At 46.7% G+C, this 1,587-nt stretch carries 1 protein-coding gene; it reads left to right on the top strand.

Annotated features, from left to right (window positions below):
* Positions 1-1,587: tandem-95 repeat protein (locus H5180_RS23270; protein ID WP_182759253.1), on the top strand; the 1,587-nt coding region annotated here is incomplete at both ends.

The raw sequence follows: 1,587 nt of genomic DNA, 5'->3' as shown, positions 1-1,587 counted from the left end.
CAGTGATGTTGATATCGGCGACAGCTTAGATGTGAGCAGTGTGACGGTTGTCAGTGCACCAAGCAATGGGCAAACTCAAGTAACCGCAACGGGGGCAATCATTTACACCGCCAATGCAGATTACTATGGTGACGACAGCTTTACTTACACAGTTAAAGACAGCAATGGCGCGATATCTAACCTTGCTACTGTCACCATGACCGTGAGCCCAGTCAATGATGCGCCAGTGGCACAAACGCAAACCCTTAGCCTTGATGAAGATGCAAGCTTATTGATCACATTGCTTGCGACAGACATCGAAAATGACAGCTTAACTTATCGCATTGATACTGATGTCGCACACGGAACGCTAGTTCAACAAAGCAGTGATAGTTGGTTGTATTCAGCTGCGGCAGATTATAACGGCAGTGATAGTTTCACGTTTGTAGCCAATGATGGTGCGTTAGATTCAGCTCCTGTTAGTGTTAACTTAACCGTTAATGCTGTAAATGATGCCCCTGTTGCCAGCGCTGCAGCGGTGTCAGTAAATGAAGATACGCCACTGACTATCAACCTTACCGCCAGCGATATCGAAGGCGATACCTTAACGTATCAAATAAGCAGTCAGCCACAAAATGGCCGTGTTACATTGACTGGCTCGCAAGCAATATACCAAGGTGAGAGTGACTTCTTTGGCACCGATAGCTTCAGCTTTGTTGCTAACGATGGTAGCGTGGATTCAGCACCAGCGGTGATCACAGTGACCGTGAGCAGTGTTAATGATGTGCCAGTGATCAGCGGTTCACCGACTGTGTCAGTGAGTGAGAAAATCGCTTATAGTTTTGCGCCAACGGCAACTGACACCGAGGGCGATAACTTAACCTTTAGCATCAGTAATAAACCAAGTTGGTTGAGTTTTGATAGCAGTACAGGGTTGCTCAGTGGTACCGCTGGTAACAGCGATGTGGGTGTGTACAGTAATATTGTGATCAGTGTCAGCGATGGCATGGATACGGTGAGCTTACCGGCATTTAACTTAACGGTGATCAACGTCAATGACGCACCAACGATTGGTGGTGTTCCTGCATTAAATGTTGATCAAGATACGCCTTATAGCTTTACCCCAACAGCCAGCGATATTGATGGCGACAGCTTAACCTTTAGTATTAGCAACAAGCCGAGCTGGGCAAACTTTGATAGCAGCACTGGGCAGTTGTCAGGTACGCCAAGTAATGATGATGTCGGCGTAAATAACAACATTATTATTTCAGTATCAGACGGCGCGATTACTACAGCACTGAGTAGCTTTAATCTCACAGTTAAAAACGTTAACGATGCACCGACAATCAGTGGTACACCGAACACCACGGTAAGCGAAGACAGTCAGTATCAGTTTACGCCATCAGTGCGTGATATTGATGGTGATAGCCTCAGTTTCAGCATCATTAATAAGCCAAGCTGGGCAAGCTTTGACACCAGTACGGGCGAATTAGCGGGCACGCCACAGAACGAGGATGTGGGCAGCTACGCGGCTATTACTATCAGTGTTAACGATGGCACAGATAGCGCCAGTTTAACGCCATTTACATTAGAGGTAACCAACACCAA

It is taken from the genome of Pseudoalteromonas sp. SR41-4 (assembly GCF_014163985.1).
Taxonomy (GTDB): Bacteria; Pseudomonadota; Gammaproteobacteria; order Enterobacterales; family Alteromonadaceae; genus Pseudoalteromonas; species Pseudoalteromonas rhizosphaerae.
This window is presented reverse-complemented; position numbering and strand designations above follow the sequence as displayed.